This window comes from Arthrobacter sp. Dra40 (assembly GCF_059091905.1).
Map to the genome: position 1 here is coordinate 1 of NZ_JBNHHB010000070.1, position 26,042 is coordinate 26,042.

The 26,042-nt window shown below is 64.8% G+C and carries 23 protein-coding genes and 1 pseudogene; 6 read left to right on the top strand and 18 right to left on the bottom strand.

Annotation, left to right across the window (positions count from 1 at the left end; all coding sequences use genetic code 11):
• Positions 1 to 656, bottom strand: a 656-nt coding sequence (locus AC5RWT_RS21580) for an LLM class flavin-dependent oxidoreductase (protein ID WP_494081939.1), incomplete at its 3' end; no start/stop codon positions are given.
• A gap of 130 nt (positions 657 to 786) precedes the next feature.
• Between AC5RWT_RS21580 and AC5RWT_RS21585 the strand changes: the two genes are divergently transcribed.
• On the top strand, positions 787 to 1,431 hold the full coding sequence (locus AC5RWT_RS21585) for an SAM-dependent methyltransferase (RefSeq protein ID WP_494081940.1): 645 nt from the start codon (positions 787 to 789) through the stop codon (positions 1,429 to 1,431).
• A gap of 18 nt (positions 1,432 to 1,449) precedes the next feature.
• Here AC5RWT_RS21585 and AC5RWT_RS21590 read toward each other — a convergent pair whose 3' ends face one another.
• From AC5RWT_RS21590 to AC5RWT_RS21600, 3 genes are all read right to left on the bottom strand, one after another.
• Positions 1,450 to 1,638 (bottom strand): DUF1918 domain-containing protein, encoded by a 189-nt coding sequence (locus tag AC5RWT_RS21590; protein WP_493967003.1) that lies wholly within the window; start codon positions 1,636 to 1,638, stop codon positions 1,450 to 1,452.
• Positions 1,639 to 1,693: 55 nt separating this feature from the next.
• Positions 1,694 to 2,245: an acyl-CoA thioesterase gene (locus AC5RWT_RS21595; RefSeq protein WP_494081941.1), complete on the bottom strand. Its 552-nt coding sequence runs from the start codon at positions 2,243 to 2,245 to the stop codon at positions 1,694 to 1,696.
• A 132-nt stretch (positions 2,246 to 2,377) separates the two neighbouring features.
• Positions 2,378 to 4,144, bottom strand: a complete 1,767-nt coding sequence (locus AC5RWT_RS21600; RefSeq protein WP_494081942.1) for a BCCT family transporter — start codon at positions 4,142 to 4,144, stop codon at positions 2,378 to 2,380.
• Positions 4,145 to 4,228: 84 nt separating this feature from the next.
• On the opposite strand from AC5RWT_RS21600, the gene AC5RWT_RS21605 reads away from it, so the two are divergent.
• Together AC5RWT_RS21605 and AC5RWT_RS21610 are read left to right on the top strand one after the other, a co-directional pair.
• Positions 4,229 to 4,852: a cob(I)yrinic acid a,c-diamide adenosyltransferase gene (locus tag AC5RWT_RS21605; protein WP_494081943.1), complete on the top strand. Its 624-nt coding sequence runs from the start codon at positions 4,229 to 4,231 to the stop codon at positions 4,850 to 4,852.
• 60 nt (positions 4,853 to 4,912) lie between these two features.
• Entirely contained in the window at positions 4,913 to 5,704 is a 792-nt protein-coding gene (locus AC5RWT_RS21610) for an IclR family transcriptional regulator (protein ID WP_494081944.1), read from the top strand.
• Positions 5,705 to 5,783: 79 nt separating this feature from the next.
• On the opposite strand, the gene AC5RWT_RS21615 is transcribed toward AC5RWT_RS21610, so the two are convergent.
• Both AC5RWT_RS21615 and AC5RWT_RS21620 read right to left on the bottom strand, forming a co-directional pair.
• Positions 5,784 to 7,682 (bottom strand): ABC transporter ATP-binding protein, encoded by a 1,899-nt coding sequence (locus AC5RWT_RS21615; protein WP_494081959.1) that lies wholly within the window; start codon positions 7,680 to 7,682, stop codon positions 5,784 to 5,786.
• A 200-nt stretch (positions 7,683 to 7,882) separates the two neighbouring features.
• Positions 7,883 to 9,616 carry an ABC transporter ATP-binding protein gene (locus tag AC5RWT_RS21620; RefSeq protein WP_494081945.1) on the bottom strand — a complete coding sequence of 578 codons (1,734 nt, stop codon included), beginning with the start codon at positions 9,614 to 9,616 and terminating at the stop codon, positions 7,883 to 7,885.
• 316 nt (positions 9,617 to 9,932) lie between these two features.
• Here AC5RWT_RS21620 and ligM point away from each other — a divergent pair, with 316 nt between their 5' ends.
• Positions 9,933 to 11,339, top strand: coding sequence for a vanillate/3-O-methylgallate O-demethylase (ligM, locus tag AC5RWT_RS21625; protein ID WP_494081946.1), 1,407 nt, complete (start codon positions 9,933 to 9,935; stop codon positions 11,337 to 11,339).
• Between the two features lie 89 nt (positions 11,340 to 11,428).
• Here the strand turns inward: ligM and AC5RWT_RS21630 are convergent, their stop codons facing one another.
• Positions 11,429 to 11,728, bottom strand: coding sequence for a hypothetical protein (locus AC5RWT_RS21630; protein WP_494081947.1), 300 nt, complete (start codon positions 11,726 to 11,728; stop codon positions 11,429 to 11,431).
• A 580-nt stretch (positions 11,729 to 12,308) separates the two neighbouring features.
• On the bottom strand, positions 12,309 to 13,175 hold the full coding sequence (locus AC5RWT_RS21635; protein ID WP_494081948.1) for a methylenetetrahydrofolate reductase: 867 nt from the start codon (positions 13,173 to 13,175) through the stop codon (positions 12,309 to 12,311).
• A 187-nt stretch (positions 13,176 to 13,362) separates the two neighbouring features.
• Here AC5RWT_RS21635 and AC5RWT_RS21640 point away from each other — a divergent pair, with 187 nt between their 5' ends.
• Positions 13,363 to 14,700, top strand: a complete 1,338-nt coding sequence (locus AC5RWT_RS21640) for an MFS transporter (RefSeq protein ID WP_494081949.1) — start codon at positions 13,363 to 13,365, stop codon at positions 14,698 to 14,700.
• A gap of 84 nt (positions 14,701 to 14,784) precedes the next feature.
• On the opposite strand, the gene AC5RWT_RS21645 is transcribed toward AC5RWT_RS21640, so the two are convergent.
• Positions 14,785 to 15,798 carry a PDR/VanB family oxidoreductase gene (locus tag AC5RWT_RS21645; protein ID WP_494081950.1) on the bottom strand — a complete coding sequence of 338 codons (1,014 nt, stop codon included), beginning with the start codon at positions 15,796 to 15,798 and terminating at the stop codon, positions 14,785 to 14,787.
• Positions 15,799 to 15,816: 18 nt separating this feature from the next.
• A complete protein-coding gene (locus AC5RWT_RS21650) occupies positions 15,817 to 16,923 on the bottom strand; it encodes an aromatic ring-hydroxylating oxygenase subunit alpha (RefSeq protein ID WP_494081951.1) in 1,107 nt (368 codons plus the stop codon).
• A gap of 177 nt (positions 16,924 to 17,100) precedes the next feature.
• On the opposite strand from AC5RWT_RS21650, the gene AC5RWT_RS21655 reads away from it, so the two are divergent.
• Complete coding sequence (locus AC5RWT_RS21655; RefSeq protein ID WP_494081952.1) at positions 17,101 to 17,739, top strand: PadR family transcriptional regulator; 639 nt, start codon at positions 17,101 to 17,103, stop codon at positions 17,737 to 17,739.
• An 11-nt stretch (positions 17,740 to 17,750) separates the two neighbouring features.
• Here AC5RWT_RS21655 and AC5RWT_RS21660 read toward each other — a convergent pair whose 3' ends face one another.
• The 8 genes and pseudogenes from AC5RWT_RS21660 to AC5RWT_RS21695 all read right to left on the bottom strand — a co-directional run.
• Positions 17,751 to 19,322: an acyl-CoA synthetase gene (locus AC5RWT_RS21660; RefSeq protein WP_494081953.1), complete on the bottom strand. Its 1,572-nt coding sequence runs from the start codon at positions 19,320 to 19,322 to the stop codon at positions 17,751 to 17,753.
• A gap of 319 nt (positions 19,323 to 19,641) precedes the next feature.
• Positions 19,642 to 20,631, bottom strand: coding sequence for an ABC transporter substrate-binding protein (locus AC5RWT_RS21665; RefSeq protein WP_494081954.1), 990 nt, complete (start codon positions 20,629 to 20,631; stop codon positions 19,642 to 19,644).
• Positions 20,632 to 20,758: 127 nt separating this feature from the next.
• On the bottom strand, positions 20,759 to 21,757 hold the full coding sequence (locus tag AC5RWT_RS21670; protein ID WP_494081955.1) for an ABC transporter substrate-binding protein: 999 nt from the start codon (positions 21,755 to 21,757) through the stop codon (positions 20,759 to 20,761).
• Between the two features lie 281 nt (positions 21,758 to 22,038).
• The gene (locus AC5RWT_RS21675; RefSeq protein ID WP_494081956.1) at positions 22,039 to 23,034 is read right to left on the bottom strand and encodes an ABC transporter substrate-binding protein; all 996 of its coding nucleotides are present in this window, start codon (positions 23,032 to 23,034) and stop codon (positions 22,039 to 22,041) included.
• Positions 23,035 to 23,203: 169 nt separating this feature from the next.
• A complete protein-coding gene (locus tag AC5RWT_RS21680; protein WP_493967020.1) occupies positions 23,204 to 23,659 on the bottom strand; it encodes a MaoC family dehydratase in 456 nt (151 codons plus the stop codon).
• A 32-nt stretch (positions 23,660 to 23,691) separates the two neighbouring features.
• A complete protein-coding gene (locus AC5RWT_RS21685) occupies positions 23,692 to 24,900 on the bottom strand; it encodes an acyl-CoA dehydrogenase family protein (protein WP_494081957.1) in 1,209 nt (402 codons plus the stop codon).
• A complete protein-coding gene (locus AC5RWT_RS21690) occupies positions 24,897 to 25,796 on the bottom strand; it encodes an amidohydrolase family protein (protein ID WP_494081958.1) in 900 nt (299 codons plus the stop codon). The genes AC5RWT_RS21685 and AC5RWT_RS21690 overlap by 4 nt, the downstream gene beginning before the upstream one ends.
• Positions 25,797 to 25,798: 2 nt before the next feature.
• Positions 25,799 to 26,042 (bottom strand): annotated as a pseudogene (locus tag AC5RWT_RS21695) (dehydrogenase); the annotation flags it as partial.

Sequence of the window (26,042 nt, forward strand, 5' to 3'; positions counted from 1 at the left end):
CCGGCGATCACGTACGGTTCGGCCAGCTGCTCCGAGGGCTGGAACTCGCGGCGGTAGACGGCCACGGCATCCTGCAGGGCGTTCGGTGCGAAGTGCGAGGCGAACGAGTACGGCAGTCCCAGCGCCGCGGCGAGCTTGGCGCCGAACAATGAGGAGCCCAGGATGTACAGGGGGACGTTGGTGCCCTTGCCCGGCGTCGCGTCCACGCCCTTGATGCGGCTCTGTCCGGTCAGGTAGCCCTGTAGCTCCAGCACGTCCTGCGGGAAGGATTCCGCGCTCATCGGATCCCGGCGCAGCGCGCGCAACGTGTTCTGGTCGCTGCCCGGCGCACGGCCCAGGCCCAGATCGATCCGTCCCGGGTGCAGTGCTTCCAACGTCCCGAACTGCTCGGCGATGGTCAGTGGTGCATGGTTGGGAAGCATGATGCCGCCGGCGCCCAGGCGGATGGTGTTGGTATGGGCGGCCACGTGGGCAATCAGCACGCTGGTGGCCGAGGACGCAATGGAGGCCATGTTGTGGTGCTCCGCATACCAAACCCGCCGGTAGCCCAGCTCTTCCGCCCGCTGCGCCAGGGCCACACTGCCGGCCAGGCTTTCGCCCACGGTCTCATCGGGGCCGATGGTTGCCAGGTCAAGGATAGACAAAGGTACGTTCACGGCGTCGGGCCTTTCGTTGCGGGACCACCCGCGGAAGTTGCCGCGGGCACACATTCGGCACAACGACGGCGATGCCCGGCTTTATTTCTTCCCTCCACTGCAGGCCGAAGCGAGCGTAGAGTCTGGGGGCATGGACCACCACCATCACCGCACGGAAGATCCAGACCAGTTCTGGGAATCGTTCTACGGCAAACGGGACCAGGTGTGGAGCGGCCGCCCGAATGCGATGTTGGTTCGGGAAGTCTCTGGCTTGCGCCCGGGGACGGCACTGGAGCTGGGTTCCGGCGAGGGTGCTGACGCCATTTGGCTCGCCACCCAAGGATGGCGGGTCAGCGGCCTCGACGTGTCCAGGGTCGCGCTGGAGCGGGCGGCCAAACACGCGGAGGAAGCCGGCGTTGCCGACCGGATCCAGTGGGTGCGGCAGGACCTGGTGGTTTGGGAACCGCAGGACCGCTACGATCTGGTCTGCGCTCAGTTCCTCCACTCACCGATTGAGTTGCCCCGCACCGCCATCCTCGCAACTGCCGCCGGCGCCGTCGCACCCGGGGGCAGCTTGCTGGTCGTTGGCCACGAATCGTTTCCGCCCTGGTCGGAGCATCCGGAGCCCGAGGAACCGCTGCCCACCGCCGCTGAACTCGCCGCCCGGCTGAAACTCAATTCCCCCGGCTGGGTGCTGGAGACCGTGGAGTCCGTCGAAAGGCAGGTCACGGGCCCGGACGGGCAGCCCGGGACGCTGACCGACAGCGTGCTGCGCGCCCGCCGCCTGGCGGTTTGACGGGCAGCCGCTGGCGGCTTAACGGGCAGCAGGCTCGATGCTGCAGTCGGTGCCGGGGAAGACGATACTTTCATGCCCGTCGTCGAATCTGACGACGTAGGGCGGGGCGCCGTCGTTGCCGCGGACCTCCGTAACCTCGCCGTGGCGGTCCGACGATTCCACGGTCTTGCCCCTGATGACGATCCGGTCTCCGGGTGCTGCGATCATGGCCGCTCACCTCCTATCCCCCTAGCGTAGGGGAACGGGTTGCGACCGACCAGAGTCAGCGGATCCAGCTGTGCGGGGCGGGCCTGCGGGTGCTGGGCAGAGCGTTGTTCTCGCGCCACTCATGCAGCCACCCGGGCAGCACCAGATCCGCCGGCGGCCGCTGCCCTGCGGCAGCGAAAATCTCCTCGTTGCTGACCGGTCCGTGCTTCGAGACCAGTCGGGTGGCGATATAGGCGCGCGCGTAGATCTCGTCACCGGACACCATCCGCTGCTCAAAGAAAATAGCCCGGTCGTCGAAGCCGATAATCCGGGTTTCGATGGTGTACCGCTGGCCTAGTGTGAGCGATTTGCGGAAGGCAATGGTCTCGGCGCCAACCACCGGTGCCCAGCCCTTGCGGCGGAAGACGTCCCAGACACCCGCACGCACCATGAGGTCGAAGCGCCCCAGGTCCATCAACGAGAAATACATGCCGTTGTTCACGTGCATGGCGATGTCGATGTCGGTGGGCAGCACTCGCAGGGGCAGCGAGGCTGAATCCCAGATCCCCACGGCAGGCCGGCGCCGGGCCTGGAACAGCAGCAGGAGGGTACGGAAGATGAGATGCATGCCGTCATGTTACCCGCAGGTAACTTAGCTGTCACCACAAAACGGCGATCCAATCCGCGCTCGACGGCGACCACGGGACCACCAGGCGGCGGGACCGGCATGATGAGGCCGGTCCCGCCGTCTGCGCAGCCGCTATGGGTGGTGTCCGTGTTTTCTGCCGTCGCCGGTATCTTCGGGCAATCCGCCCTTGGGGTGGTCGATGGCGCCGGAACCATCGATGCGCTCCGGCTGTGCGGCCGGGACGATGTCCATCTCGGAGGTCGACGGCACGGCGAACGGCACGTTGCTGGGGACACTGACTGCGCCGCGTACCGGGCCAGGGCGCCGCTGCCGCAGTGGGTCCCGGCGCAGGTCCACGTACAGCGAGATGCACAACCCGACCATGATCAGCACGAAGGGCGTCGAGGCCAGAATGGTAAACGTCTGCAGGGCATTCAGTCCGCCCACGAACAACAGCACGGCGGCGACGGTGCCGGTCAAGACGCCCCACATGATGACCAGCGGCTTCCACGGGTCCTTGCGGCCACGGGAGGACAGCGTTCCGAGCACGACGGCGCCGGCATCGGCACCGCTCACGAAGAACACCGCGGTCAGGACCATGACCACGATGGCTGCGCCGATGAAGAACGGGTAGTGCTGCAGCGCGGCGAAGAAGCCAGCCGCCTCGTTTCCGGCGCCGGCGATGTTTTCGCCGCCCAACTGCAGGTGGATACCGGCACCGCCGAAGACGGAGAACCAGATGACGCTCACGGCGGTGGGGACCAGCAGCACGCCCAGGACGAATTCCTTAATGGTCCGGCCGCGGGAGATCTTGGCGATGAACGTGCCCACGAAGGGGGTCCAGGAGATCCACCAGGCCCAGTAGAAGATGGTCCAGTTGGCCAGCCATTCCGTGCCGCCGAAGACGGCCGAATGGAAGCTCATGGGGACGAGGTTGGTCAGGTAGTCTCCGATGGCGGCGGGCACCAGGTCAAGGATGAAGACGGTGGGGCCGACCACGAAGACGAAGACCAGCAGCACGGCGGCCAGCACCATGTTGGTGTTGCTCAGCCACTTGATGCCGCGGGAGATGCCGCTGGCGGCCGAAATCACCACGCCCACCGTCAATACGCAAATGATCAGGATCGGCGCTGCGACTCCCGGGGTTTCCTCGAACGTTCCGGTCCGCAGCAGCGCCAGGCCGGCCGCGATCTGCAGCGCTCCCAGGCCCAGCGAGGTGGCTGAACCGAATTTGGTGCAGATGATCGCCAGGATGTCGATGGGCTTTCCCCAGCCCTTTTTCTCAATCCGTTCCTTGCCAAAAATGGCCTGGAAGGGCGAGCTCATCAGGTTGCCCCGGCCCATCCGGTAGGTGGAATAGGCCAATGCCAGACCAACTACCGAGTAGATGGCCCACGGGTGCAAGCCCCAGTGGAAGAGCGTATAGGCCATGGCGTTGTTCGCGGCTTCGGGCGATCCCGGGGCCGCATCCACAAACGGCGGCGGCGAGGCCAGGTGCGTCACGGGTTCGTAGACGCCGAAGAACATCAGGCCAATACCCATGCCGGCGCTGAACATCATGGCGATCCATGACAGCGTGGAGAATTCGGTCGCCTCGCCCTCGCGGGAAAGCGGAATATTGCCGTACCGGCCGAAAGCCAGCACCAGCGAGAAGGCCACGAAGCCTGTCGCTCCAAGGATGAAGATCCAGCCGAAGGTGGTGGTCACCCACCCGAGAATCGCTCCTGTGACTTCGGTTACCTGTTCGGTGAAGAAAACGCCCAGCAGGCATACGGCGACAATTATGCCGCCGGAAACAAAGAGAACCGTCTTATCGACGGTCTTCCAGCCGCCCTGTCCGTCGCTATCCGCTTCCCCGGATACCGTCGGCAAGGGGCCGGTGTATTCGCTGCTCATCATGGTCCTCACTGTTGTCACCGGTTGGGCTGCCCGGGCTTCCTGTGGCTCTTCGATGTCAAACGTCCCGTCAGTATGATGGCAGGCATGAATGCAGTTGGCGACTTTACAAGCGATGACCGGACCCCAATAGACCACTATGGAGACACCGGCCGCACTGTCTTCGGCAGCCACGGCGAAGTGTCCAAGAACGATCTTCGAGTAGCCGGGCACGCCGAGGTGGATGCTGCCAACGCAGCGGTGGCAGTGGCCATGGCAAGCGGCGGGCTGCCTGCGGAGGTCAACGCCGTGCTGGTCAGCGTGCAGAACGATCTGTTCGACCTGATGGCCGACCTCCTGGTGCCGTATCCCAGCGACCACCCGGTGGATGCCCGCATCATCCCCGGGCACGCGGAGCGGCTGGAACGCGCCATCGAGCATTTCAAGCAGGAAGCCGGCGACCTCAGCGGCATGCTGCTGCCGGGCGGAACCCCAGCGGCGGCGCTGCTGTACCAGGCGCGGACGGCGGTGCGCCGGGCCGAACGCGCGGTCTGGGCGGCCCTGGACCAGTACGGCGACGTGGTGAATTTCGAGACGGGACGCTACCTCAACCGGCTGTCAGCCCTGCTTTTCGTGATGGCCCGCGCGGCCAATGCCGAGCACGGCGACGTGATGTGGGTTCCGGGGTCCTCAGTCCGCGGCGTACTTGAGGACCAGCCCGACGCCGGCTAGCACCATGCGGGGTGTAACCGCCGTCACGATTCCCTGGCCGGCCGGGTATCCTCGGCAGTGATGATTATCACCTCCGGGGCGCCAGATACCAAGGCCCAGGCCGAGCCGTCCGTGCGCACCTTGGCGCGCGGACTGTCCGTGTTGAGCGTATTCGACGACGGCCATCCGCAGATGAGGGCCGCCGACATTGCTGCCCGTGCCGGCCTGAACCGAGCCGCCACGGCACGGGTGCTGCGCACGCTGGTCCAGCTGGGCTATCTGCGCTGTCGGGATGAGAGGTTCTCGCTGACGCATCAGGTCCTCGAGTTGGGCGACGGCTACCTGTCCGGCTCTCCGTTGGCCCTCGCCTCCCGCCAGGCAGTCCAATGGTTGACAGACGAGTTCGAAGAACCCTGCACTGCCGGCGTGCTGGCAGGCGAAGAGGTCATGTGCATCGCGGCCACCCGGGTGCCCGGAATGATCCGCGCCGGATTGACCGTCGGTACGCGGATTCCGGCGCACGCCTCTTCCATGGGCAAGGTGCTGATGGGCGGACTGTGCGAAGAGGACTTCCGTGCTGCCGTCGACGGCAGCCCGCTGAGCAGGCTGACCGAACAGACCATCGACAACGCCCAACGCTTCCGGCTGGAGATCGAGCTGGTCCGGCGCCGGGGTTACGCCGTCAATGACAGCGAACTGCAGCAGGGCCACCGCACCCTGTCCGTGCCCGTCAGGGACAGCACCGGTGCGGTGATCGCCGCCGTGGGCGTCAACATGCTGGCCACCCCGGACACCTTGGAGACGGCCACGGCCACCCACCTTCCCCTGCTGCGCCGTGCCGCGCAGCAAATCGCCCACAGCGCCACCCGCTAAGCGCCCGACGGCGGGCCCTCCCGGGGTGCGGGATCCGCCCGAGGCGGGCAGCGCCGTCGTACGTTCCCGGTTCAGAGGATTAGGACACCGGATCCTTCGCCGCCGCGAACTGCGACATGTAGAGCCGGTAGTACGCGCCTTCTGCCGCCAGCAGCGCCGCATGGTTGCCTTGCTCGACGATCTTGCCGTCCTCCATCACCAGGATCACGTCCGCGTCCCGGATGGTGGAGAGCCGGTGCGCGATCACAAAGCTGGTCCGGTCGGTGCGCAGCGCGGCCATCGCATGCTGCACCAGCAGCTCGGTGCGGGTGTCCACCGAGCTGGTCGCCTCATCCAGGATCAGCAGCGACGGGTTGGCCAGGAAAGCGCGCGCGATGGTGATCAGCTGCTTCTCGCCGGCGGAGACGTTGTTGCCATCCTCGTCGATCGCTGTGTCGTAGCCGTCCGGCAGGGCCCGCACAAAACGGTCCACAAAGGTGGCCTTGGCCGCCGCCATCACCTCTTCCTCGGTGGCGTCCAGGTTGCCGTAGCGGATGTTGTCGTAGATGGAGCCGCCGAACAGCCAGGCGTCCTGCAGCACCATGCCCACCTTGGAGCGCAGTTCGGCACGGCTGAGGGCCGTGATGTCCACGCCATCCAGCGTGATCCGGCCGGCATCCAGCTCGTAGAACCGCATCACCAGGTTCACCAGAGTGGTCTTGCCGGCCCCCGTCGGCCCCACAATGGCCACCGTTTCGCCCGGCCGAGCGGCGAAGGAAAGGTCCTCGATCAGCGGCTTGTCCGGGGTGTAGCTGAAGCTGACATTGTGGAACTGGACCTGGCCATCGGTCTTGGCCGGGAGCGATTCCGTGGCGGTGTCCGGTGCCTGCTCGTCGGCGTCGAGCAGTTCGAAAACGCGCTCGGCGGAAGCCACGCCGGACTGCAGCATGTTGGCCATGCCGGCCATCTGGCTCAGCGGCTGGTTGAATTCCCTCGAGTACTGGATGAAGGCCGTGGCGTCGCCCAGGCTCATGGATCCGGAAGCCACGCGCAGGCCGCCCACCACGGCAATGCCCACGTAACTCAGGTACGAGATGAACTGCATCACCGGCATGATCATGCCGGAGACGAACTGCGCGCCGAAGGACGCGTTGTAGAGTTCCTCGTTCTTCTCGTCGAACTGCTCCACCGACTGCTGTTCGCGGCCGAAGGCGCGCACCAGCTCATGGCCGCTGAACGATTCCTCAATGTGTCCGTTGAGCGCTCCGGTGTTCTTCCACTGCGCGGTGAACAGTTTCTGGCTGCGGGTGCCGATGAGCCCGGCGCCCACTGCCGACAGCGGCAGCGCAATCAGGGCGATCAGGGCCAGCTGCCAGGAGACGATGAACATCATGATGGTGATGCCGAACAGGCTCAGCGCAGACATGACCAGCTGCGCGAAGGCCTGCTGCAGTGCCTGCTGGATATTGTCGACGTCGTTGGTCACCCGGGAGAGCATGTCGCCGCGCTGGCGGGTATCGAAGTAGTTCAGCGGCAACCGGTTCAGTTTGGCCTCGACATCGCGGCGCAGCCCGAAGACCACGCGCATCACCACCTGGTTCAGCAACCAGCCCTGCAGCCACATGAACAGCGAGGCAACAACATACATCCCCAGCACCAGCAGGATCAGCTTGCCCAGCAGTTCGAAGTCGATGCCCATGCCGGGGATGAGTTCCATCCCGCTGAGCATGTCCGCAAACTGGTTCTGGCCCTGGGCGCGCAGTCCGGCGATGACCTCGTCCTGGCTGACCCCGGCCGGCAGGTTCATGCCGATGGCGCCGTTGAAGATCACGTCCATGGCGTTGCCCAGCACCTTGGGTGCAATCACGTTCAGCACCACGGCCACCAGCACCATGGCCAGGACCAGGAAAATCCTGGCCTTCTCCGGCTTGAGCAGCCCGAACAGTCGCTTGGCAGACGGCCAGAAGTGCTGGGCCTTGCGGGCCGGGGTCCCGGTCATGAAGTCTTTGTCGGCCTCGCCCGGCTGGAACTGTTCATCCAGAACCTCGGCTTCGGCCTCGGCTGCAGCCCCGGGCGTCGGCGCAGCCACCGGGCCCGGTCCGGCCGCCACCGGATCGGGTCCGGCAACCACCGGGTTCCCTCCGTCGGCCACCCGGTCGGCTCCGGTGGCAACCTCAGACTGGGTTTCTTTGTCCGGCCTCATGCCACTTCCTCCACCGCAGTCTGGGATTCAACGATTTCCCGATACGTCTCCGAGCTTTGCAGCAGCTGCTCGTGGCTGCCGCTGGCCACAATCTGTCCGTGCTCCATCACCAGGATCTGGTCCGCATCAAGAATGGTGGCCACGCGCTGGGCCACAATGATGACGGTCGCGTCCTTGGTGGTCCCCTTCAGCGCGGCCCGCAGCCTGGCATCGGTGGCCACGTCCAGCGCGGAGAACGAGTCGTCGAACAGGTAGACCCTGGGCTTGGCCACCAGCGCGCGCGCAATGCACAGACGCTGGCGCTGACCGCCGGAAACGTTGGTGCCGCCCTGCGAGACCGCTGACTCCAGCCCCTTGTCCTTGGCCCGGATGAAGCCCTCCCCTTGGGCCACCCGCAGCGCCTGCCAGAGTTCTTCGTCGGTGGCGTGCGGATCGCCGAACCGCAGGTTGTGCGCCACCGTTCCGGAGAACAAGTAGGGCCGCTGCGGCACCAGCGCCACCCGGTCCGTGATGTCGGTGCGCTCCATCCGGGTGACCGGAATGCCGTCGATCAACACCTCGCCGCTGTCGGCGTCGAACAGCCGCGGGAGCATGCTGATGAGCGTCGTCTTGCCCGCGCCGGTACTGCCGATGATTGCCGTGGTCTGCCCGGGCCGGGCCGTGAAGCTGACATTGCGCAACACGGGTTCCTCGGCGCCAGGATAGGAGTAGGTGACATCGCGGAACTCAACCATGCCGGAGGGCACCAGGGCTTTTTGCGGCTCTGCGGGTTCATGCACGGAGGGCTCGACGTCGAGCACCTCGCCGATGCGGTCGGCACAGACCGACGCCCGCGGAATCATCATCGCCATGAAGGTGCCCATCATCACCGCCATGAGGATCTGCAGCAGGTACTGCAGGAAGGCCGTCAGGGCACCGACCTGCATCTCGCCTGCTTCCACGCGCAGTCCGCCGAACCACAGCACTGCTGCCGTGGCCAGGTGAAGGATCATGCCGATCGAGGGGAACATGAGCACAAACAGGTTGCCGACCGAGACCGAAACATCGGTCAGTTCACGGTTGGCCTTCTCGAAGCGCTGGGCCTCGTAGGGCTCGCGCACGAACGCCCGGACCACGCGGATGCCGGTGATCTGTTCACGGAGCACACCGTTAATGTTGTCGATCTTCTTCTGCATGGTGCGGAAGAGCGGCATCAGCTTCCAGACCAGCAACCCGACGACGACGAACAGCAGCGGCACCGACGCCCACACCAGCCAGGACAGCTGGAGGTCCTCGCGCAGCGCCATGATAATGCCGCCGATGCACATGATGGGCGCCATCACCATGAAGTTCAGGCCCATCAGCACGAGCATCTGCACTTGCTGCACGTCGTTGGTGCCGCGGGTGATCAGGCTGGGGGCCCCGAATTGTCCGACTTCGCGGGCGGAGAACCCGGTGACTTTGTGGAAAATGCCGCGGCGCAGGTCGCGGCCAACGGCCATAGCGGCCTTGGAGCCGAAGTAGACACCGGCAATCGCCGCGGCCACCTGGACGAAGCTGACAACCAGCATCACGGCGCCCGTGCTCCAGATGTAGTCGGTATCGCCGCGGGCCACACCCTCGTCGATGATCTGCGCGTTCAGGCTGGGCAGGTACAGCGCAGCGATGGTGGCGATCAACTGCAGCACAACCACCGCGAAAACATAGGGAAGGTAAGGGCGGCCGTAATGGCGGATTAAACGGAGCAGCATCGGGACGTGACGCAACTTTCAGCAAAGGATCGAAGTGAGGCCAGATTGAGGCTACACCTAAGCAGCAGCAGCCGAAACCCGGGGGCCAGGAACTTCTCTTGTGCCGTCAGCGGACGTGAAGCAACCAAAAACAGCAGGGCTTCAATCCGCCCTGGTCCGGGGTGCAACTGCTGCCGGATGTCTGCCTGCGGAAGGCCGGGCACAAAACCGTCCGCCACGAACCGTCGACATAACTACCTCCATAGATATAGAGTCGAGGTGTCTTGGGGGTGTGCACTGCGTCACACTCCGACCCGTCATCGAGGAGGACAAACATATGTCTGCCAAGAACCTCCAGGAAGTCCTGGACCAGTCCGGCAACACCGTCGAGATGCTGCGGAACTCGCAGATCGGCGCTTACATCTACCCGGTCGTTGCCCCCGAATTCACCAACTGGCGCAGTGAGCAGCGCGCCTGGCGTGAAACGGCAGTGCTGTTCGACCAGTCGCACCACATGGACAATCTGTTCATCAAGGGCAAGGACGCCCTGAAACTGATCTCGGATACGGCCATCAACTCGGTGGCCAACTTCCCCGTAAACAAGGCCAAGCAGTACGTTCCCACCACCCCGGCCGGTCACGTGATCGGCGACGGCATCCTGTTCCACGAAGTTGAGGGCGAGTATGTCTATGTGGGCCGCTCCCCCGCAGCCAACTGGCTGATTTACCATGGCGAAACCGGTGGCTACGACGTGGACATCGAGGTGGACCGCCGCTCCCCGTCGCGTCCGATGGGGCAGCCGGTGAAGCGCAAGTACTGGCGCTTCCAGATCCAGGGCCCCAACGCCTGGAAGATCATCGAGAAGGTCAACGGCGGTCCCGTGGAGCAGCTGAAGTTCTTCAACATGGACAAGATGCAGGTTTCCGGGCGCCAGGTGCAGACCTTGCGCCACGGCATGGCCGGGGCGCCGGGGTTGGAGATCTGGGGGCCCTACGAGACGTATGACCAGGTGCGCGACACCATCCTTGAAGCCGGCCAGGAATTCGGCATGCTGGCCGTGGGATCACGCGCCTACCCGTCCAACACCCTGGAATCGGGCTGGATCCCGTCCCCGCTGCCGGCCATCTACACCGGCGAGGAACTGCGCCCCTACCGGGAGTGGCTCGGCGCCGACAGCTACGAGGCGGTCAACGCGGTCGCCGGCAGCTTCGTCTCGGACAAAATTGAGGACTACTACCTCAACCCGTGGGAACTGGGCTACGGCCACATGGTGAAGTTCGACCATGATTTCATCGGCCGCGAGGCGCTGGAGAAGATCGACCCCGCCGCCCAGCGCAAGAAGGTCACGCTGGCGTGGAACGACGAAGACATGGCCAAGATCTTCGGCTCGCTCTTCGATACCGATGGCACACCGTACAAGTACTTTGACCTGCCGCTGGCCAATTACGGCTCGTCCAACTACGACGCGGTGCTCGACGCCGCGGGCGAGACGATCGGACTGTCCATGTTCACCGGCTATTCCGCCAATGAAAAGAAGGGACTCTCGCTGGCCACCGTGGACGCCGACGTGCCGGAAGGCACCGAGGTCACCGTGGTGTGGGGCGAGCCCGACGGCGGCAGCCGCAAGACCACGGTGGAGCCGCACCAGCAGCTCAACGTGCGTGCCATTGTCAGCCCGGTGCCCTACTCCTCGGCGGTCCGCCAGGACTACCCGGGCGGCTGGCGCTCCGGCCAGAAGGCCTGAGCCACACTGCCATCAGCACGACGGCGGCGGCGGGGAAAGTACCTCACGGTACCTTCCCCGCCGCTGACGTTCGTGGCCGCTGGGTGGCGTCAGGCGCCGTCTTCCTGCGTGGCGGTCTCCTCGACGTACCGTTCGCCGGACTCGGTCTCCCCGACGCGGTAGTTCTGTTCCATATGCTCGATGGCCGCGGCGTCCTCGGGGCCCGGCGCGCGGACCGGGTCATCAATCGAGGTCCGATCGGCGTCTCCGTAGACGTTGGCCAGTCCCTGCTTGGCGTCCGGGGGTATTTCACCCGGCGCCAGCACTTCTTCATCGCGGGACGTTTCGCCCGGGGTCTCGTCCCGGCCCTTTCGGTCAAAGCGGTCCGGATTGTTGATTTGCTCGCTCATGGCGCTCCTTCCCTCAGGCGCCGGTGCGCCCTCCTTTTACCTAATCACAGAGCAGGGGCGCGCAACAGGGCCCGGAACCGGGCGCGGGCACGGAATCCCCCGGCCGCGGCCCGGGAATCCTGACCTCTTTGGGTGTCCCGGCGGGCACGAATCCCGCGGCCTCGGCCCGGGATCCTAGTCAGCCCGAGCAGACCGGCGGTTAGAATCTCCGGCTTCGGCCCCGGTGTCCTTGCCACCCCGGGCGCGTCGGCTGGCCCCGATGCCCCGCCGCGCTGCCACCACGGCGAGCGCCCGCTTGCATTCCTCCCACTAGCCTCTAGCCGCGACACACAGCCCCCGCTGTCCGCGTTTCGGCGGCCCTGATGACATCGCTCCTAGTCAGCGGGCTTTAGGGCGCCAAAAGATGGACAAATTGTGCTGATGGTGGACAGAAACGGTCGCCCGCGGACCGAAAGCCGTTAGTCCGGCGCCTGGTTGATGAAGGCCGCTGTCCCTGTTTCAACTATCCGCCGATGGGCGTCCGAACGGTCCCGAAGCCCGCCGGCCGAACCATCCCGGCGCGCCTCCGGAATCCTGGAGCCTAGCGTCCGGCGCGGAAGTCCTTGACCCAATCGGCCGTGGCTTTCATGCCGCCGAAGGTGTAGAAGTGCAGCTTGACCGTGCCATGCACGGACGGATCATAACGGCTTGCGAATTCCTCCAGGAACTTGTCCGGTCCGGCGGTTCCCAGCAGGTTGGTCAGGGAGAAACCGTACTTGTGGACGATCCCGGCCGAGGAGGCCACCCCAAAGCGTTTGGCATAGTTCAGCAAGCGCTTGACCCCGGCCGGCCCGGGGACACCGATGCGCACCGGCGCATGGATCCCACGACGGCGGGCTTCGGCCAACCACTCGAACACCGGATCCGCGTCGAAGCCGAACTGCGTGATGATGACTGCTTCCAGGCCCTGCCGCTGCAGCTCGGCATACTTGTCTTCCAGCGCCTTCCACAGCACGTCGCCGGAAATGTCCGGATGCCCTTCCGGGTAGCCGCTGATGCCCACATGGCGGATACCGTGCTTCGCCAGCAGTCCGCTCCGGATTACCTCAAGCGAGTCGGAGTAGGGCCCCATCGGCTCAGCGGGGTCGCCACCGACCACGAAGACATCCTCTGGCGCCGCGTCGGCGGACAGGGCCTTCAGGAAGTTTTCCAGCTCGGTCTGCGACTCCAACCGGCGCGCGGAGATGTGCGGCACCGGCACGAAGCCGTGCCGCTTGACTGCTGCTGCCGCGGAAACCCGCGTGGGCAGGTCCTCATTCCCCAGGAACGTGACATTGATCCGCGTTCCCGGAGGGATAGTGCCTGCTGCGTCTTGCAGCGCAGGAACGTCCTTGCCTGTCATCTCCAGCGAGAAGTCGTCGAGCATCGCACGGGCAGCGTCCGAGGGCGCGTGTTTCGGGTCAGCCATAGCCTGAGGTCCTTCCACGTGTGGTGCCGGTCACCTGGGGACCGGCTTGCAGCGAGTCTAGCCGCAAAACCACTACGGATATAGAGGGTTGCGGAGCGGGCAGAGCGGCGCGGGCGGAACAAGGCGGGTTCCGCAGCGGATAGTGCGGTGTTGACTGGTTTGCATTTCCCAATCAGTGGGTGGATACTTGAGGCTTTCCCGCCCCTTCCCAGGAACCATCATGCCCCCGCCACGCGCACTGCGGCCGTTCGCCCACCGCAACTACAGGGTCCTCATAGCGGCCCTGGCCATTTCGGTGTTCGGCACCGGCATGTGGGCGGTGGCCATGGTCTACCAGGTCATCGCCTTGGGCGGTGGGCCCATCCAGCTCTCACTCGTCGCGACCTGCTCGAGCATCGGTCTCTTGGCCTTCGTGTTGCTCGGCGGCATTGCGGCCGACCGGCTTCCGCGCCGTCGGCTGATCATCAGCGTGGAGGCGGCCAACCTGCTGGCCATCGGCGGGGTGACCCTGCTGGCCTCGACTGGAATGTTGCAGCTCTGGCACCTGGCCGCTGCGGCCTTCCTGCTGGGTGTGGGGGCGGCGTTCTTCTTCCCTGCCTACTCGGCGATCCTGCCCAGGATCCTGCCCGCTGACGACCTGCTGGCGGCCAACGGCATGGAAGGCACCATGCGGCCCCTGCTGCAGCAGGCCGCCGGGCCAGCGGCCGCAGGCATGGTCGTCGCTTCCTTCTCACCCGGTGCAGCCATGGGCTGGATCTCGTTGTGCCACCTCTGCGCACTGATCATTCTGAATTTCCTCGGCCAGGAACAGGTCCCCGGCCCAGGAACCGCGTCGGCCAGCACCAAGGACGAACCCGCTGCCACGCGCCGCTCGGTTCTGGCGGATCTACGCGAGGGCGTCTCCTACACCGTCAAAACTTCCTGGCTGCTCTGGACACTGCTGTGGGCCGTCGTCAGCGTGCTCCTGTTCATCGGCCCCATCGAAGTGCTGCTGCCGTTTGCGGTGACGGACCAGTTGGGCGGAGACTCGCGCACCTTCGGCTTCCTGCTCGGCATCTTTGGTGTCGGTGGTGCCGCCGGAGCCATGGTCACGGCCTCGCTGCGGCTGCCCCGGCGCTACCTGACGGTGATGTTGCTGTGCTGGGGCGCGGGCGCCCTGCCGATCGCTGTCATCGGCTTCACCGGCAGCTTTTGGGCGATGGCCGCGGCACTGTTTGTGGTCGGTGCAACCGGCAGCGCCGGCGCGGTTATCTGGGGCACGCTGCTGCAGCGCCGGGTGCCGCCGCACCTGCTGGGCCGGATCTCGAGCCTGGACTTCTTCGTCTCGCTGGCCTTGATGCCGGTATCCATGGCGCTGGCCGGGCCGGTGGGTGAAGTGGTCCCGGTTTGGTTGATCTTCCTGCTCGTGGGCCTCGCCCTGCCGGTGCTGGCGGTCTTGGCGCTCGCCTTCGGCGGGATGCTCAAGGACGAGATCGAGCATCCGCTGGACCGGACACTTGAACCGGCGGCAACGACCGGCTCCTGACGCGGGGCTCAGCCCTTCAGCACGACGGCGGCGCTCACGTGAGTGCCGCCGTCGCCCCGCCGCCTCCTGAGGCACCTGGGGCGGTTAGGAGACCTCGATGGTGACGACGGCCGGGCCGCGGACTGCGTCGGCGTCGCCGTGGGCCCCGGTCGCGGAGGTGACGGCCCGGGAAACGCAGCAGCACATCTTTGCGGCTGCGTGGCGTTGGCGTTCGCTGTAGAAGACGTCGCGATGATCGATCACGCCATCCAGTTCCAGGACGCGCACTTCGCATAGGCCGCATTCGCCCTTGCGGCAGTCGAACATCAGGTCGGCTCCCGCGTCTTCGAGTGCCTCCAACATGGAGCGGCCCTGGCCGACCGTGGCCTCGATTCCCAACCGCGGGATCTTCACCACGAATTCCTCCGGGTGGAACCAGCCGCTGTTGCCGAACGTTTCGTAGCGCAGATTCGGCAGGGGCAGTTCGCGTTCGGCCCACGCCCTCCGAACGGCATCCATGAGGCGGATGGGCCCGCACATGTACAGCTCGGTGTCCATGCCGGCGCGCGCCACGAGGCTGTCCACCCGAAGCGCGCTGCCTTCGTCGTCCACGTGGACCTCCAGCCGGTTGCCATGTTCGGCTTCCAGCTTTTCCAGGTACGCCATGGCACCGCGGCTGCGGCCGGCATACACCATGACGTAATCGGCCTTAACCGCTTTGAGCACGCGGGCCATGGCGACCATCGCGGTGACACCGATGCCGCCAGCCAGCAGGATGTAGCGTTCGGCGCCCACGCGCAGCGGGAAGTTCTGTAGCGGCTGGGTAACCTGCAGCGCATCGCCGGGGCGCAGCGTGTGCATGAATTCGGAGCCGCCACGGCTGGACGGGGCCCTCAGGACGCTGAGCGCCAGCCGCCGTCCGTCATCGTCCGAATCCACGATCGAATAGGAGCGCTTGTGATCCTCCCCGTCAATCCGGACCATCAGGTCAACATGCGACCCCGGCTCTGCCTTCCGGGGCAGGTCCGGCTGCAGCACGATGCGCCGAATGCCGGCGGCAACATCCTGCACGTCCGCAATCGTGGCCTGCTGCCAGACTTCGTTGTTTGTCGCTGCCATGTCGTTCCCTGCCCCTTCCTAGACGCCGGCCTGGACAGCAGAAGCCATGCGGCCTTCCGCCACCAGCATCCGCTCGATCAGCCGGCGCACCCACATACCGCCGCCATCTATGTTCAGGTTGTAGAACTCGTAGTCCGGGTTGGCGTCGATGGCCTCCTGCTGGGCCTTGAGCATTGCCTCGTCCTCGCCGAAGACACCGTGCACCCCGTCGCGCAACTGCGTGGTGATCAGCTGGCTGTCCAGCCGGTAGTTGCGCATAAAGGCCCAAAAGTAATGGCAGGAGCGGTCGGTTTCGGGTGAGATTGTGTTCATCACGAAGCCGTTGACGCCCTGGCTGCGGTCACCTTCCGGGGCGCCCGTGCCGGCCTTGGCCACGCCGACGTCGATGCAGATGGTGGACGGGGCCTGGAACGTGATGATCTGCCAGCGGTCCACTTTGCCCTCGAAGCCGGGAAATTTGTCCCGCATATTCTTTAGCCAGAACGGCGGGGCGTCGATGTTGTGCATCCAGCGCGTGACGGTGACGGTGTTTCCTTCGCGGGTGACCACAAAGTCGGATTCGCTCAGCTCTTCCTGCCCAATCGATGAGGAATGCACGAATTCCTCGTGGGTGAGGTCCATGAGATTGTCCAGCACCAACTGGTAATTGCACTCTGCGTGGATGGTTTCGCCGTCGCCGGCCCATTCGGGCGAGTCCATCTGGTGCATGTCAGGCACCAGCTCAGGATCGGCAAGGGTCGGGTCGCCCAGCCACACCCAGACGTACCGGTGGCGCTCAACCACCGGAAATGACGGGACGGTGGCGGACGGGTTGATCGTCTCCTGCGCCGGCATGGAGACGCAGCGGCCGGCCGAGTTGTACACGATGCCGTGGTACGGGCACTGGATACCGTCTTTGCCCATGGTCTTGCCCATCGAGAGCGGGGCCAGCCGGTGCCAGCAGGCGTCGGCCAGCGCCACCGCCTTCCCGTCCTCCGTGCGGTAGAGCGCCAGCGGACGGTCGGCGATCCGGCGCGCCATCGGCTTGCGGGTCACCTCGTGGTCCCAGCCTGCGACATACCAGGCGTTGAGCGGGTGGCCCATGACCTTGTGGGTGGTGGAGCTGGTGGTCTGGACAGCAGTCACAGGGGTTCCTTCCAGTAGCCGGTGCCAGCCATCGACAGTGACGGCCGGCAGCGGGAGTCACGCCAAGCACGGTCAGCTGGTGGACCGTTTGACCAACTATCTATGTAGATAGTGGTGTGGCCCTCAGACTATCGATGGATATAGTGATTGGCAACACAGTGATAGAAAGTTGGATCAGTGAGTCTCCGCTACGCCCTGCTGGCGCTGCTTAGCGTCGAACCGATGACCGGGTATGACCTGTACAAGGAATTCGAGGCTTCCGTCGGGCACGTATGGCATGCCCCCGACTCCCAGATCTATCCGGAGTTGCGACGGATGGAACAGGAAGGCCTACTCGACGGCGAGGAGGTCATCTGGGGCCAGCGCGGCAAGAAACGCCGCTACCACATCACCGACGCCGGCACGCGGGCCTTCCGGGACTGGATGAACACCACGCTCGACTACACCCGCGTGCGGGATCCGGCCCACCTCAAGGCGGCCTACCTGGAATGGGCCGAGCCGGATGCTGCGCGGGAACAGATGCGTGCCCACATCGCGCACCACACCGTGCTGCGCCAGCAATGGGAGCAGCGGATCCGCGAGATCGACGACGATAGCAGCGAAATGCTTAATCGACGGCTGGCCGGCACCCCGGACAGCGAACGGACGCGGGTGAAGGCCTTCAAGCGCTTCACGTACGAAGGGCTGGTTGCCCGCGCCGAACAGGAGATCACCTGGGCCCGGCGCGGCCTTGACCTCATCGACCGGCTCTACTCCGACCAGCCGGACACCCACCAGCAGGAAGCCCGCCAGCAGCCCGCCGGCGCCAGGAAGTAGCTGGCGCCGGCCTAGTTGGAGTATTCCTTGCGCAGGTCGGCCTTGCGGATCTTTCCGCTGGCCGTGCGCGGCAGGTCGTCCACAATGACCACGGACCTGGGGATTTTGTAGCGGGCCAGCCGCCCGTCCAGATGCTGCTGGATCTCCTCGGCGGACACGGAGAAGCCCTCCCGGACGGTGACCACCGCACGCGGCACTTCCCCCCATTTTTCGTCCGGGACGCCGATGACGGCCGCACTGCTAACCGCCTCCAGTTCCAGGATGACCTGCTCCACCTCAGCCGGATAGATGTTCTCGCCGCCGGAGATGATCATGTCCTTGAGCCGGTCGGAAATGAAGAGGAAGCCTTCGTCGTCCACGTAGCCCATGTCACCGGACTTTAACCAGACGCCGTCGGCGTAGCTCTCGGCCGTGGCATCGGGCCGGTTCCAGTACTCGCGGATGACGTTCGGGCCGGAGACCTGGATCTCGCCGACTTCGTTCGCGGGAAGGACGGCGCCCATCGGATCGGCGATCCGGATGTCGGTGAAGAAGTGCGGGAGCCCGGCGGACCCGGCCTTGGGGCGGGACTTTTCCGCCGCCAAGGTGGTGGCACCGGGCGCCGTTTCCGTCATGCCGTAGCCGTTGGTGAAGGACAGCCCGCGCGCTTCGTAGGCCTCCAGCACCCGCATGGGCACGGCGGACCCGCCGCAGGTCAGCTTGTTAAGCGAACTGATATCGGTCTTGTCCCAGTCGGGATGCTCGCACAGCAGCTGATAGGTGGTCGGGACGCCGCTGATGTTGGTGGCCTTGTACTTCTCGATCAGCATCAGCGTCCGACCCGGATCGAACTTCGGCTCCAGCACCACGGTGGCACCCTTGAGCAAGGCCGGCAGCACACCCATGCCCAGGGACGCCACATGGAACATGGGCGCGATCATCAGGGCAACGTCAGTGCTGGCCATGTCGAAGTCCACCAGCACGTTGATGCTGTTCCACGTCATGTTGCCGTGTGTGAGCAGGGCACCCTTGGGCCGCCCGGTGGTCCCGGATGTGTAGAGGATCATGGCCGGGTCATCCAGCGAGACTGCTACATCACGGTGCTCCCCCGAACCGGAAGCGATGACAGCTTCCAGGAGTTCGACGGCGGTGCCCGGCTCCCCTGCCTCGGCACCGTTTTCGCTCCCGGACGCCGTGCGGGCGGCAGAATCTTCCACCACAATGCGGTGACTCAGCCCCAGCAGAGCACTGCCCCGAGCGGCCAGCGGCTCCAGGCTGCGGGCGTGAACCAGGACGCGGCTGCCCGAATCCTGCAGGGCGAATTGGATCTCGGGCGGGGCCAGCCGGGTGTTCAGCGGGACGAAAATGGCGCCCAAGGTGCCGCAGGCAAAGAAGGTCTCCAGGAAGGCAGGGTGGTTCTCTCCCAAGTAGGCCACCCGGTCACCCCTCGAGATCCCGCGGTCCGCCAAGGCATTGGCCAACCGGTCCACGCGCTCGGCGAACTTCCCATAGGTCATTTCGCCGGCGCTGCTGATAATCGCGGTCTTCTCCGCAGACTTCATGCGGCGCTTGTGAAGCCAGGCACCAAGACCCTGATTCTGCATCGTTCGAAACCCTTTCAACATGCCCGGTGTCCGGGCCAACCCAGCACGGCCGCGTGAAGCACATCACAGCGGCTACTTTTCAAACCTAGCGCCGGATCGTTGAGAATGTCAATAGTTGTGGATTTTACCGACGCGGGTCAGCCAGTTCCGCCTCGCGAACCGCTCCGGCGGACGGCCCCCAAGCCGCCCAGCGTTGCGCCACGCAGCCAAGACCGCGGCCGGAGAGGCAGATGATGCCCCTCCCGCCGCTGCGGAAGGGGCATCATCGAAACAGCACGCGCCGGGCTGGACCACAGCCCGCCCGGAACGTGGTTTCCTCCTAGTGCGGCATCAGGGCTGCCATGTCCGGCTTCTTGTCAATCAGCCCGTTTTCAAGTGAAATTTCGGCAATACGCTCAATCGAAGCGGCATTGACCTGCTGCTCGAACTTGGGCAAAGTCAGTTTTTCGATCACCGCCGGGTTCAACTTGGTGTACGTCGGCAAAATCTGGCGGACCTTGTCTGGGTTGGCCTGGGCAAATTCCTGCGACTTCTTCATCGCGGCAATAAAGGCCTGGGTGGTCTTGGGATCCTTCGCCGCAATGTCATCGGACGTGAAGTACGCCGCCACGCTCAGATTGTCGATGGGGTGCGCGTAGTTCGAGAAGATCGCCCGCGCGCCGGACTCCTTGGCGATGGTCAGGAACGGTTCGACAGCGCCGATGGCGTCGACGTTGCCTGCCTCCAGTGCTGCCTGCATGTCCGGGAAGGGCATCTCGACAAAGTTCATGTTCTTGTAGTCGCCGCCGGCCTCCTTGACGGCCTCGCGGATGGTCGAGTCGCTGATGTTGTTCAGCGTGTTCACGGCGATCTTCCGGCCCGCGAGGTCCTTGATCGACTTGATGTCGCTGTCGGACTTGACCATCACGGCGGCGAAGTCCTTGTCAGGATTGCCGGTCGAGGACGGCCCGGGGGCCACAATCTGCAGCGGCAACCCCTTCGACCGGGCGATGACCAGGGAGGTGACGTTGCTGAAGCCGAAGTCCATCTGGCCGCTGGTGATTGCGGGGATGATCGCCGCGCCGCCCTGCGCCTGGGTCAGTTCGACATCCAGGCCCTCCTCCTTGAAGATTCCCTCGGCCACGCCAAGGTAGATCGGCGCCACGTCGACGATGGGTATCACGCCCACGTTGATGTGGGTGAGCCCGCCGGCGGTTTCGCCGCCGCCGGCAGGAGCGGATTGCCCGCCTCCGCCCGATGGGCTTCCTCCGCCGCACGCCGTCAACGCCAGCACCGCCGCCAATGCCACTGCTGCCCTGATTCTCTTCACGGGTTCCCTCTCCCAATCAACCACTCAGAATGCACGGATGTGCCCCGGCTCACAGTATCTACGTCCATAGTGGTAGGAGTCAACGATGCACCCGTATTGTTATCAGCAGCTCCTTCCGCTGCGCGGGTCACTGGCCGTCGGCCGGCAGCAGGGCGTCGAGGTCCGCCGGCTTGTCGATGGTGCCGTACTTAAGCGCGGCGTCGGCGAGCGTCTGGACGGCGTCGCGGTCGAACTTAGGGTCGAAGCGCGGCAGCACAATCTCTTTCAGCAGGGCCGGGTCGGTCTTGGTGTACGTGCCGATGATGTTCCGGACCTCGTCCGGGTTCTCTTGGGAATAATTCATCGACTTGGTCATCGCCGCGGTGAACTTCTTCACCAGTTCCGGATCCTTCTTAATCGTGTCCCCGCTGGTGAAATAGCCGCCAATGTCCAGATTCGGGTGCGATTCGCGGTACGGCCAGGACACTACCCGCGCCCCGCTCTTGATGGCCGGGGTCAGGAACGGCTCGAGGATCAGCGCGGCATCCACCTGGCCGTTCTCCACCGCGGCCAGCGCGTCCGGGAAGGCCACTTCCACAAATTTCAGGCTGGAGCCGTCCCCGCCGGCTTTGTCCACAGCAGTGCGGACGGTGGTGTCGCCGATGTTGGCCAAGTTGTTGGAGGAAACGGTTTTGCCTTCCAAATCGGTGACCTTCCGAATATCCGAATCTTTCGCCACCACAACTCCGGCAAAATCAACGTCATCCTTGTTGGAGGCGCGCGTTCCGTTAACCACGTACTTCAGGTCCAGCCCCTGGTCGCGGGCCACCATCAGCGAGACGGTGTTACCGAAGGCGAAGTCGAAGCTGCCGCTCACCACACCCGGGATGGACACGGCACCGCCGGTAGTGTTCTCGATGGTCAGGTCAAGGCCTTCCTCTTCGAAGAACCCTTTGGCCTTGCCCAGGTAGATGGGCGCCACGTCGCCAATCGCAATGGCACCCACAGTCACCGCGGTCAACCCCGGTGCCGGGGAGGCACCGCCGTCGTTGGTTGCGGCCGAGTCACCGGAAGGCGACCCCGCACCGCACGCCCCCAGAGTTGCCGCCACGGCGGCGGCACAGACAATGCTCACAAGACGCTTCATCATGCACTCCCTCGTGTCAGACCGGGATGTCACCCGCTGCTTGCGAGTCTAGGCATCGAGTGCTTGTCGGACCACAGAAATGAGCCGCCAGCGGGGATAAATGCTGGGAAAAATCGCGGGCCACTTCCTGCGCCGCACCCGTCAGTCTGCCAGTGCGCACGCGAAGAATGCTTGGAGCAGGTTGCAGTCCATTGGCCGGCCTCGGCGCTGCATTGCCACGACACGCAGCAGGGGCGGCCCCGGTAAAACCAGGAACCGCCCCTGCCCCGTGCTGGAGAAAACTACTGCACGATCATGGCCGGGACGTCCGGCTGCTTGTCCACATACTTGTACTTGACCATCAGTTCGCCCATTTTGCTGAGAACGTCCACCGGAGCCTTCGCGTCGAACGTTTCCATCTTCAGGTTCTTGGCCACTTCTTCGGGCATGCCCATGAATTTCGGCAGGACAGCGCGCACGCCGGCCGGATCCGCTTCTGCGGCAGTCAGGGTTTCCGAAACGGCGGCCTTGAAATCGGCAACGATGTCCGGATTCTGCTGCGCGTAGTTGCCGCTGGTGAAGGTGACCATGGTCGGCAGGCCCGGCAAGGCCTTCTGGTTCGGGTAGCCCAGCAGCTTGTAGTCCTTGTTGGCCAGTGCCTTGGACTGGAACGGCTCCGGGACCCAGATGGCGTCCACATTGCCGCGCTCCAGTTGGGCTTCCATGTCCGGGAACGGCATTTCACTGAACTTCAGTTTGGACGGGTCTCCCCCGTCGATTGCCGCCGACTCCATGATGGTCAAATCGCCCTGGGTCTTCAGCGTGTTGACCGCAGTGGTCTTGCCCGCCAGGTCCGCGAAGGACTTGATCCCCGAGTCGGCCTTGACGATCACCGCGTTGATGTCCTCGCCTTTAGCCTTGGAGTTGCTGTAGCCGGACACGATCTTCATGTCCAGGCCCTTGTCTACTGCTGTCATCACCGACAGCGGGTTGCCCACGGCGAAGTTCATGGTGCCGGTGGAAACGGCCGGCAGCATCGCGGCGCCGCCCTGACCGGTCTGCAGCTCCAGATCCAAACCGTGCTTTTCGAAAATGCCTTCATCAATGCCGTACTGCATGGCGCCCGAAGGAGCGATCGGCAGGACGCCTACGGTCAGTTTGGTCAGTCCGGCACTGGCCGCGCCGGTCCCGGCGGCAGGGGCTTCGCTGGATCCGGACGGGGAGCCGGAGCCGCAGCCGGTCAAAGCCATGGCGGCGATCGCGCCGCCGGCCAGCAATGTGGCGAGGTGCTTCTTCATATATTGCTCCTTGAGTTTAATGGTGCCGCCACCCCCGGCCATCCGGGGGCTGACTGTGACCGGCACCACAACTAAGTACAAGGTAGATACAATAGTTGAATAAATCAATAGTTGTGGCCGGTTTGTGTCCCCTGAAAGAGCCCCGGCAGCTGGCCTGGGCCGGAAAAGATCAGGCGTAGAAGCGGGCCAGGAACTCCGCAACGACCGCTGGGCGTTCCTCGCCTTCGATTTCGATGGTGTTGCTGGTCTTGATCTGCACGCCGCCCTTGACCTCGGTGACCTCGGAAATCACTGAATGCAGGCGGACCTTGGAGCCCACCTTCACCGGACTGGTGAAGCGGACGCGATCCAGGCCGTAGTTGACCTTCGTCTTGACGCCGTCCACGTCGAACAGTTCGCTCCACAGCGGAATGATCAGCGACAAGGTCAGGAAGCCGTGCGCGATCGGCGCGCCGAACGGGCCTTCCTTGGCCTTCTCGGGGTCGGTGTGGATCCACTGGTGGTCATCGGTGGCGTCGGCGAAGGTGTTGATCTGGGACTGCGTGATTTCACGGTAGTCCGTGTAGCCCAGATCCTTGCCGACCAGGTTGGGCAGTTCCTCGAGGCTGACAACGGTGTTGCTCATGGTGCTCCTTGGTGGATATTTGCGGTTTGGTTCTAGCGGAAAGCGCCGGTGCCGGTGATGGCCCGGCCGACGATCAGTGCGTTGATTTCGTGGGTGCCTTCGTAGGAATAGACGGCCTCGGCGTCGGCATGGAAGCGTGCGACGTCGGTGTCCAGCGTGATGCCGTTGCCACCGACGACTTCGCGGGCCAGGGCGACGGTTTCCCGCATCCGGGCGCTGCAGAACATCTTGGCCAGCGCCGAATTCTCGTCCTTGTAGATGCCGTCCTCCTGCTGCTGGGTCAGCCGCACGGCCATGCCGAGCGAGGCCGTGAGGTTGCCGAGCATGGTGGCCAGCTTCTCCTGGACCAACTGGAAGCCGGCCAGCGGCTTGCCGAACTGCTGGCGATTCTTGACGTAGCGCAGGGCGGCTTCGTAGGCGCCGGCCTGGATGCCGGCAGCAATCCACGCGACGTCGGAGCGCATGTTCCGCAGCAGCGACGCCACATCCGCGAACGAGTTGACGTTCTGCAGCCGCGCGGACTCCGGAACGCGCACTCCTGCCAGCGCGATGTCGGCGTTCTGCATTATCCGCAGCGAGGTTTTGCGGAGGATTTTTGAGATTTCGACGCCGGGGGAGTTCGTCGGAACCAGGAAGCACTTGACCTGATTGTCTGCCTGGTCGCGGGCGAAGACCGCAAGCACATCAGCCGTGGCAGCGCCGCCGATCCAGCGCTTGGCCCCGTCGATGATCCATTCGTCTCCGTCGCGGCGGGCACTGGTTTCCAGCCCGCCGGCGATGTCCGATCCGTGCTCGGGTTCGGTCAGCGCGAAAACGCCTGTGAATTCGAAGCTGCGGATCTTCGGGTCCAGCTCGGCCGCCTGCTCGGCGTTGCCGCCCAGGTTGACGGCCGTGCGGAACAAGCCCGACTGGGCGTTGTAGAACGTAGCGATGGAGGCATCGGTGCGGGCGAGCTCGAAGTTGCGGAAACCCTCATAGAGACCGGACGGTTTTGCGCCGTCCCTGGTCAGTTCGGCCGGCGCCATCAGATCCAGGTCATACAGCGGCTGGGCAATCTGGTACGGGAATTCGCCCTGTTCCCAGTACTCGGCCAGCAGCGGCTGGACCTGTTCCTGCAGCACGCCGCGCAGCCGCCCCAGCACGGATTGTTCGGCATCGCTCAACAGGGTGGCGTAGCCATACTGATCGGACGGATAGAACGAGGCTGGCGCCCCGGTCTTTTCTTCGGCCACGGCGCTCACCGCTGCGCTCCGTCCAGCCCCAGCAGGCGCACTGCGTTGTCCTTGAGGATTTTCGGCCGGACCTCGTCCTTTAGCGGCAAGTCAGCGAACGCTCCCAGCCACTTCTGCGGGGTAATGAGAGGGTAGTCGGTGCCGAACAGCACCTTGTCCTGCAGCACTGAATTGGACAGCTTCACCAGGGACTCCGGGAAGTACTTCGGCGACCAGCCGGAGAGGTCAATGAACACATTCGACTTGTGCGTGGCGATCGAGTTGGCCTCGTCCTGCCACGGCACCGACGGGTGCGCCATGATGATCTGGAACTGGGGGAAGTCCGCGGCAACTTCGTCCAGCAGCAGCGGGTTGGAGTACCCCAGCTTGATGCCGGAGCCGCCGGGCGTGCCTGCGCCCATCCCGTTCTGCCCCGTATGGAAGACGGCCGGCAGGCCCAGCGCCTGCAAAGCCTCCCACAGCGGGTAATACCGTTCGTCGGCCGGGTTGAAGCCTTGCAGGCTGGGGTGGAATTTGAACCCGCGCACCCCGTAGTCCTCGACCAGCAATTTCGCCCGGTCCATTGCCTGGGCGCCGGTCAGCGGATCAACGGACCCGAACGGAATCAGCACGTCGTTGTTCCGCGCTGCCCCCTCGGCAATGTCCTCGATGCTGTTCGGTTCGTGCTTCAGTCGGGTCCGTGCGTCCACCGTGAATACCACGGCCGCCATTTTCAGTTCCCGGTAGGTTTCGGCGATGGCGTCCAGTGACGGGGTCCGTTCCTCCGCCTTGAAGTATTTGCTGGAGGCATCCATCAGCTCCTGCGGCAGCGAGACGTGTCCGTGGCCGTCGATTTCGATGTGTACGTGCATGTCGATCGCTGTCAGCGACGCGACATCAAGTCCCAGCTCGTAGCGGATGGCCATGGCTACTTGGCTGCCGGCTCGGGCTGCAGGTCGGCCGGCAGCTCGGGGAACTCCTCGCCCACGCTCTGCAGCCGGCTGCCGAACAGGTCGTCGAAGCGCTCGGTCAGCGCCTCGTAGGTCCAGCCGCCGTCCATGAACTCGGTGGCGACGGCCTCCGGGTGGGACCACAGCTGCAGGCGGTCGCCGCCCACGCCGATCGCCTGTCCGGTCACCTTGGCAGCCGCATCGGAGGCGAGGTAGGCAACC